The sequence below is a fragment of the Aminobacter sp. P4_H6_2 genome (genome assembly GCF_056400805.1).
The window spans coordinates 1-7,053 of record NZ_JBFUKO010000278.1 but is presented as its reverse complement, the minus strand read 5'-3'; the positions used below and the strand labels follow the sequence as shown (position 1 = coordinate 7,053).

The 7,053-nt window shown below is 61.8% G+C and carries 6 protein-coding genes; 2 read left to right on the top strand and 4 right to left on the bottom strand.

The window, feature by feature from the left end:
* Together AC1DUU_RS18885 and AC1DUU_RS18880 are read left to right on the top strand one after the other, a co-directional pair.
* Positions 1-687, top strand: a 687-nt coding sequence (locus tag AC1DUU_RS18885) for a cytosine permease (protein ID WP_476784935.1), incomplete at its 5' end; no start/stop codon positions are given.
* Between the two features lie 47 nt (positions 688-734).
* A complete protein-coding gene (locus AC1DUU_RS18880; RefSeq protein ID WP_476784934.1) occupies positions 735-1,370 on the top strand; it encodes a helix-turn-helix domain-containing protein in 636 nt (211 codons plus the stop codon).
* Positions 1,371-1,445: 75 nt separating this feature from the next.
* On the opposite strand, the gene AC1DUU_RS18875 is transcribed toward AC1DUU_RS18880, so the two are convergent.
* The 4 genes from AC1DUU_RS18875 to AC1DUU_RS18860 form a co-directional block, all read right to left on the bottom strand.
* The gene (locus tag AC1DUU_RS18875; protein WP_476784933.1) at positions 1,446-5,141 is read right to left on the bottom strand and encodes a putative Ig domain-containing protein; all 3,696 of its coding nucleotides are present in this window, start codon (positions 5,139-5,141) and stop codon (positions 1,446-1,448) included.
* 690 nt (positions 5,142-5,831) lie between these two features.
* Complete coding sequence (locus AC1DUU_RS18870; RefSeq protein WP_476784932.1) at positions 5,832-5,963, bottom strand: hypothetical protein; 132 nt, start codon at positions 5,961-5,963, stop codon at positions 5,832-5,834.
* 29 nt (positions 5,964-5,992) lie between these two features.
* Positions 5,993-6,718, bottom strand: a complete 726-nt coding sequence (locus tag AC1DUU_RS18865) for a GntR family transcriptional regulator (RefSeq protein ID WP_476784931.1) — start codon at positions 6,716-6,718, stop codon at positions 5,993-5,995.
* Between the two features lie 27 nt (positions 6,719-6,745).
* Positions 6,746-7,053: ABC transporter permease (locus tag AC1DUU_RS18860; RefSeq protein ID WP_476784930.1), on the bottom strand; the 308-nt coding region annotated here is incomplete at its 5' end.

The following is a 7,053-nucleotide window of genomic DNA, read 5'->3' as shown; positions in this document are numbered from 1 at the left end:
ACGCGCACCCCGCGCGCAGCGCTCTGGCCCAACCTGATCGGCATTTTCGCCGCTGCCGTGCTCGGTGAATTGGTCGGATTGTTTGCAGCCCTCAGCCTTGGGTCGCATGACCCTACCGCCTGGATGATCCCGCTCGGCGGAGCCTTCATCGGGGTGACAGCCCTGCTGTTTGTCGGACTGGCAAACATCACCGCCATCGTCAGCATCTTCTACGGCATGTGCCTGGCGATGCGGCAAGCCGGCGGACGCTACTTCGAAGCACTGCCATGGGGATTGCTGACCGGGGCGCTGTTTGTGCCGGTGATCGTCATCGCCTTCTTCCCGGGCCAGATCTACGACAACTTCTTCAAGTTCCTCGCCTGGACTGCACTTGGATTTGCTCCGCTTTCCGGCGTAACCGCGGTGGACTACCTGATCCTGCGCCGAGGCCGGATCAAGCAGTGCGACGTCTTCAACGACGGTGCCGATTCCGACTATGCGTTCTGGCGCGGCATCAATCCGGCCTCGTTCCTGGCGCTGGCAGGTGGTGGCCTCGTCTACTACGCCTTGTTCGATCCACAATCGCTTGCCGCGCATGGGCCATTCATCTGGGTCAGCGCATCTGTTCCCGCCTGCCTGGTAGCAGCGCTCCTGCACTACATTCTGACGAAGTCCTTCGTGATGCCGGCCAGGCTCGGCGGATACTGAACTCGACTTCGGGTGATCCGTCCAAGGCAACGGGTCACCCGAAGCTTGTGCCAAGTGGTGCAGCCCCACCGCACCTGATCCTTCAGCGCCATCAGCCTGAGATCACCGTGAAAAAAGCCAGAGAACCATTGCTGCACAATGCAATTGGTCGCGAGGTTCGCGCCTTTCGAACGCGACACGGCATGAAGGTGAGTGACCTGGCAGCGGCAGCGAACCTGTCAGTCGGAATGCTGTCGAAGATCGAGAACGGCGGCATCTCGCCCTCGCTCACCACATTGCAGGCGATATCGCGCGGCTTGGCTGTGCCCATCACCTGGCTGGTGAGCCGCTTCGAAGCCGAGCGTACTGCAATCTTCGTCAGAGCGGGAGCACATGGCGGTACCGCTTCGGCCAGCCAGAAAAAGCGCCTCGGCCATACGGGCGTCGACCCCGCTGGCTTTGTTGTCGAGCCCTGTATGATCACCCTTACGCGCGAGACGGACATCTTCCCGTCAGCCAGCCACCAAGGGATGGTGTTCCTCTACATGCGGCAAGGCGAAATCGTCTACCGCCACGGCTGCAGCCTTCATCGGATGACGCCGGGGGACAGTTTGTTCTTCGACGCCGACACATTGCATGGTCCGGACGCAATCATCGAGCTGCCCGTCCGCTGTTTGTCGATCACGTCAAGTCGTCACAGATGACACGCGACGGCCGCCAAATGGAGATGCCTCGCGCCGGCGTCGCCGCATGCGTCATGCATGCGGCCGCTGCCTTTGTCAGAACCTGCTGCTGACGCCCARCTTCGCGCCAACCGACCTCTGACCTGCGCCCTCGATGTTGAACAGAAGATCGGCATCGATGGTCCAGTCGTTGACCGTCTGCAGCGACAGCCCGGTCGAGACCGTGCTGAACAGGCCGCCCCCGTCCATCGCCGAGTAGCCTGCGGTGAGGCCGAGCTTTGGCATCAGGGTCGAGCCGTTCGCCAGCTCGAAGGTCCGGGTTATCTCAGCACCAAGGCTGAGGCGCAGCTGTTCCTGGTTGAAGCCGTCGATCTCGATCTCGTCGCCGAGCTCGTTGCGGACGGCATAGTCGTCGACTTCCTCGGAGAAGTAGACGGCCCGCAGCCGCGGCGTTAGCACGGTGATGTCGTCGATCTGCATCTGGCCCTTGAGCGAGCTGTCAAACATCCAGCGCTGGGTGTTGAACGTCCCGTCCCAAAACTGCGTGTCGATGTCGTTGGACGACCCGCCATAGAGCAGGCTGGTGTTCCAGAATACACCCTTGCCAAGCTCGAACGAAGCATAGGGGCCAACCAGCCAACCATTGCCGGTCAGCAACGCGTCTTCGTCGGTGGGATCGGACATGCGATCATAGTGCAGGGAAACACCGATCAAGGCCTTTTCGGATAGCAGATAGTCTGCGCCGAGCGAAACCATGCCGAAGCTGCCCCAGTTGCCGGCATTGTCGTCCCGCTTGTGCGCCATCAGAGCGCCGTCGATCCAGATGTTGAACGGCGAGGACGCAGCGCCCAGTTGCGCCAGCGATGAGGCAAAGCCAAGTGACAGGCCGCTCTTTGACGGCGACATCTGGGCCGTGACCGGCGCGCCGGCCGTCTCCATGCGGCGGCGCTCCATCAAGTCCGGGATCGCAATCGTCGAAGCGATCATGCCTTGGCGCGACTCGACGAAGCCGCGTACCCGCGCTTCGATGTTTTCGGCCACATCGGCTGCATCGTAGCCGAGATTGTAGGTGATCGTGCCGGTGTTGGATCCCAAGGCGCTCGTCAGACGGAAACCGACGCGCACCCGACCCGAATAGCCCCGGTTCGGCTTGAAATTGAGATACCAGCCGACAGGTGCCGCGAACGCAGACGCTTGGGCAACCTGGCCGCGAATGATGGTGACTGTGCCTGCATTGGCCGGCTCGACGAAGGTCGCCTCGGCGTCGGTGAACGGACCTCCGGTCGCGCCGCTGTTGAGATAGACGTCGAGCGGATCCGACCCCGGCGGAACGTTGACGACCTGGTCGGGAACGGCAACCGCACGGGTCTTGACCTTCAGGGTGAAAGCTTCCGATCCCGTCGCGCCGTTTGCATCGCGCACACCGATGGAGAAATTGTAATCGCCCTCGGTAGCCGCCTGCAGCGGGCCAGAGAGCGCGCCTGTCGAGACATTCAGCACCAGTCCGCCAGGAAGCGTTCCATTGACAACACTGTATATCAACGCGCCGGTTCCACCGGTGGCGGTGATCTTGCTGGTGTACTCCTCACCAGCCATGGCCTCGACCAATGCGCCGCCGGCGGGCGAGAAAACGAAGGTGGTCGGTGATACCGCCACAGCGATCGCATATGCGGCCGCTCCGGATGCGCCATGGACGTCGGTCGCGGTAACGGTGAAGTTGGCAGTTCCGCTTGCTGTCGGCGTGCCGGCAAGCACACCGGTCGAGACATTGAGCGTCAAGCCGGCCGGAAGCGCGCCCGAAGTGATCTCGTAACGGTAAGGTGCGGTGCCGCCTAAGGCGGCGATCGTCTGGCTATAGGCCGTTCCGGTGGATCCGTTGGGCAGGGTCGCTGGCGAGACGGCGAGGGTCGGTGGAGACACGGTGATGGTCACGGTCGCCGGTGACGAGGTGCCGGAGGCATTGGTGGCGGTGTAAGTGAAGCTGTCGGAGCCGGAATAGCCTGCCGTCGGGGTGTAGGTGATCGACATACCTGATGCCGTGGCGGTGCCACGGGCGGCGGCCGAGGCAACGGCAACTGATGCCGCTGAACCGCCGCTAAGGTTCAAGGTGATAGGATTGGCCGAGGAATTGGCTGCAACCGTCGCGCTCACAGCGCCGGCGACCGGCGCCTGACCGCCGATGGTGAGGGAATAGGCTCTCGATCCGGTCGCGCCATGGGCGTCTTCTGCGGTGATGGTGAGGTTGGCAATGCTGTTTGCCGTCGGCGTGCCGGAGATCACCCCTGTCGATGTGTCAAACGACAGGCCGGCCCCCAAGGCGCCGCTGGTGATCTCATAGCTATAGGGCGCGGTACCGCCAGAGGCAGTGATCGTCTGAACATAGGCTACACCGATGGTTCCACCTGCCAGGGGTCCTGCTGCTGGCGAAAGCGCGAGTGTCGGAGCCGACACGGTGACGGTCACGGTCGCCGGTGCGGAGGTGCCGGAGGCATTGCTTGCAGTATAGGTAAAACTGTCGGAGCCCGAATAGCCTGGTGTCGGAGTGTAGGTCATCGACGTCCCGACGGCGGAAGCGGTGCCGTGGGACGGCGCTGCAGCCACGGTAACGGATGTTGCTGCGCCTCCAGAAAGGTTCAGCGTTATCGGGTTCGCACTTGAGTTGGCTGCAACCGTCGCAGAAACCGCTCCCGCGGTCGGGGCCGGAACGCCTCCCACTGCGATCGAATAGCTGGCCTGACCTGTTGCGGAATTGGCGTCGGTTGCAGTGACCGTGAAACTTTCGGTGCCGTCGGCGGTCGGCGTGCCGGAAATCATGCCGCTGGCGGCAATAAGGGTCAGCCCCGCAGGCAGCGAGCCGGCGGTAATGGCGTATCTGTATGGGGCGGTGCCGCCCGAGGCAGCGATGGTCTGGCTGTACGCGATGTTGATCGTTGCCGCCGCCAGCGCGCCGGAGCCGGGGGATAACGTGATTGACGACGGTGCAACGTAAGCAAATGCGCCTGTCAAAGTGGCCGACCCAGAAGCGGTCGCGACAACAACATCGACGTTTCCGGAAGCATGTGGAGGAGTGGTGGCGGTGATCGAGCTCGCGCTGTTGACAGTGTACGAACTCGCATTCGTGCCACCGAACTTCACAGCCGTGGCACCGGTAAGATGGGTGCCGGTGATCGTGACGGAAGTGCCGCCGGCAACATCACCGGAAGGCGGCGAAACCGCAGTGATCGTGGGAGTCGAGGCGACATTCAATGTTGCCGGAGTGGAGACGGCGTCTGGCGAAACTGCACCCGTGGCAACCACCCGGTACAGATACCGGTTCATGCCGGCCGTTGCCTGGCTGATCGTCAGCGTCGACGTGGTTGCGCCCGAGTAGACGCTGCCATTGGCGATGTTGGTAAAACCTGAGCCCTCATTGACCTGCCACTGATAGCCGGTGGCGTCAGTTGCTGTGACGGAAAATGTGGCAGGGCTGCCGGAAACCACGCTTGCATTGGCCGGCTGCCCGGTGATCGCAGGGGCAGCTGGCGCAGGTGTACAGGTGACGGTGGCTTGGAGAGTGCCGTTTTCGGAGCCGCTCCACGCGTRGACGACAAAACCGGTGTCGTCGGCATCGATAGTGTACGTGCCGTTCAGGCTCAGCTCACTGCCCGGTGTGGCAAAGCGCTCAAGAGGGACACCTGCGGGCCCGGACCCGTTGTTCTTGTAGATTGCGAAGCCCGCGTTGCCTGAACCAGGATTGGTCGCACCGGAAGTGGTCACCGTATAGTTTATCTTTTCACCGGCGCTCACGCTCACGCCGGGCTCGCCTCCTGCCGCCGGAGCCGTGTAGCGGAGGTGGTTCCAAAGCTCCTGGCTGTTGGACAGGGTGACACCACTACCCCAGTGTGTGTTGATCGCAGCGCAGCCCGCCGATGGCGCCGCCTGGGCCTGCCAGACCGAGCCGAAGGTAGTGATTGCCGATAACAAAACGAGAGTATTTGCCGCGCGCGCCAAACCACGGCACACGGACCGAAGTCCACCAAAAGCTGTATTCACGTAATTTCCCCCTCGGCAGCCAGCCGAGGAAACCCAAGGCTAGTACCGGCAGTTCACCCGAACTGCTTCCATACCTCCACTTGGGGAAGCCGAGAACGCCATGGAGGTTAAGTTACTGAATCTGCAATCAATGCGTGGTTGCAATTGCCACCTACTCCGCTCCCGCGACCACTGAGAAATCCGCGGCTGTATCCCTCAACAGCTTCCGTCCGCCTGCATTGCGGCTTGTTTCAAGGAAGGCGCAACGCYGACGCCGATGCCATTGGTTGCCGCCCACATGCCGCGCGTCACGGCCATCGAGTGCTTCGCCGGGTCGCTCGCGCACGACCTCGTTGCCTCAACATCAAGGTCAAGCTGAAGGAGCCGAGCTACCCGTCGAGATGGCAAATTCGCATCGCAGCACGCAGCTTCATTTTCGATCGGGCCTGACATTTGCCCGGTCCTGTCCTGCTAGCCTAGCCGGTCGAAGGACGCGACGGTCTTGGCCACAGCCTCGCTGGCCTGGGCCTCATCGCTGACATCGGCGGTGACAGCGACAGCACGGTCGCCGTAGGCACGACACCACATCCAGCAAATTGGCAATGCCTTTCCAACTCGACCTTGGTGGGATGCTACGTCGCTCCATCGATTTCAAGCTGCTCTTCCAGAAGCTGCAAGGTCTTGAGATACTGGGCGACCAGATGCTCTTTTGCCAGCTCGGCATTGCCGTCGATCGTCGCCTCCATGATGAGGCGATGCTCTTCGTTTGAATCGCGGCGCGGAGTGGTCGCGATGACCATGGATATGTACCTGTAGCGCTCGGCGTGATCCATCATCTCGTTGCAGAAATTGATCAGCAACGAGGACCCGCAGGCGGCGATAAGCGCATTGTGAAAAGCGCGATGCTTGATTTCCCATTCTGAATTATCGCCGCCTTCTTCCGGCAGCCGGACCTTCGTACGCGACAGGCGGTGATAGGTGAGGATAACATTGTCTTCCCAAGCCTGGGTACGATTAGCGATGGATTCCTCCAGCGCCTTCGCTTCAAGCCAGCAGCGCGTCTTGACCAGCTCGCGGAGACGTTCGAGCGACAGCTGAGGCACCGAAAAGCCGCGCTGGTCGTGGCGATCGACCAGGCGCTCCGATGAGAGCCGGTTGAGCGCCTCGCGCACGGGGTTCGTGCCTGCCGAATAGCGCGAAGCGACCTGATCGATCTGCAGCTTCTGGCCGGGCTTGAGCTCACCCTTGAGGATGTCCTGGCGAAGATGCTGGTACACGAAGGTCGCCGTCGTCACCTTTTCGGTACGGCTACCCTCTCCAGCCTTCTGCTCGGCAAGAGCCTGATCAACCAGCGTCATGCGTTGCCCTATCTGTCGCCCAAAGGCTCACTTGCTTACGCCTCCGCTCATACTGGACTTGTGCCAGAAAACCAGCTTGCGCTCCAGCCACACGACCGACCAAAACAGGGTCAACCCCAGAAGACTGAGGAAAATGATCAATGAAAACACCCTTGGGGTGTTGAGCTGCGAGGAGGCAACGCGAATGAGTTCACCAAAACCTTTGCCGCCGCCAAGAAACTCCCCGGTGATGGCACCCGCCATGACCCCGACCGCTGCAATCTTCAGCCCGGTGAAAATCTGCGGCAAGCCGAGCGGCAGTTTCATCTTGAACAGCGTCTGAAAGCGGCTGGCGC

Excerpts from the sequence above, each read along its gene's own strand:
- AC1DUU_RS18865 (WP_476784931.1), bottom strand. The coding sequence starts at position 6,718 with ATGACGCTGGTTGATCAGGCTCTTGCCGAGCAGAAGGCTGGAGAGGGT.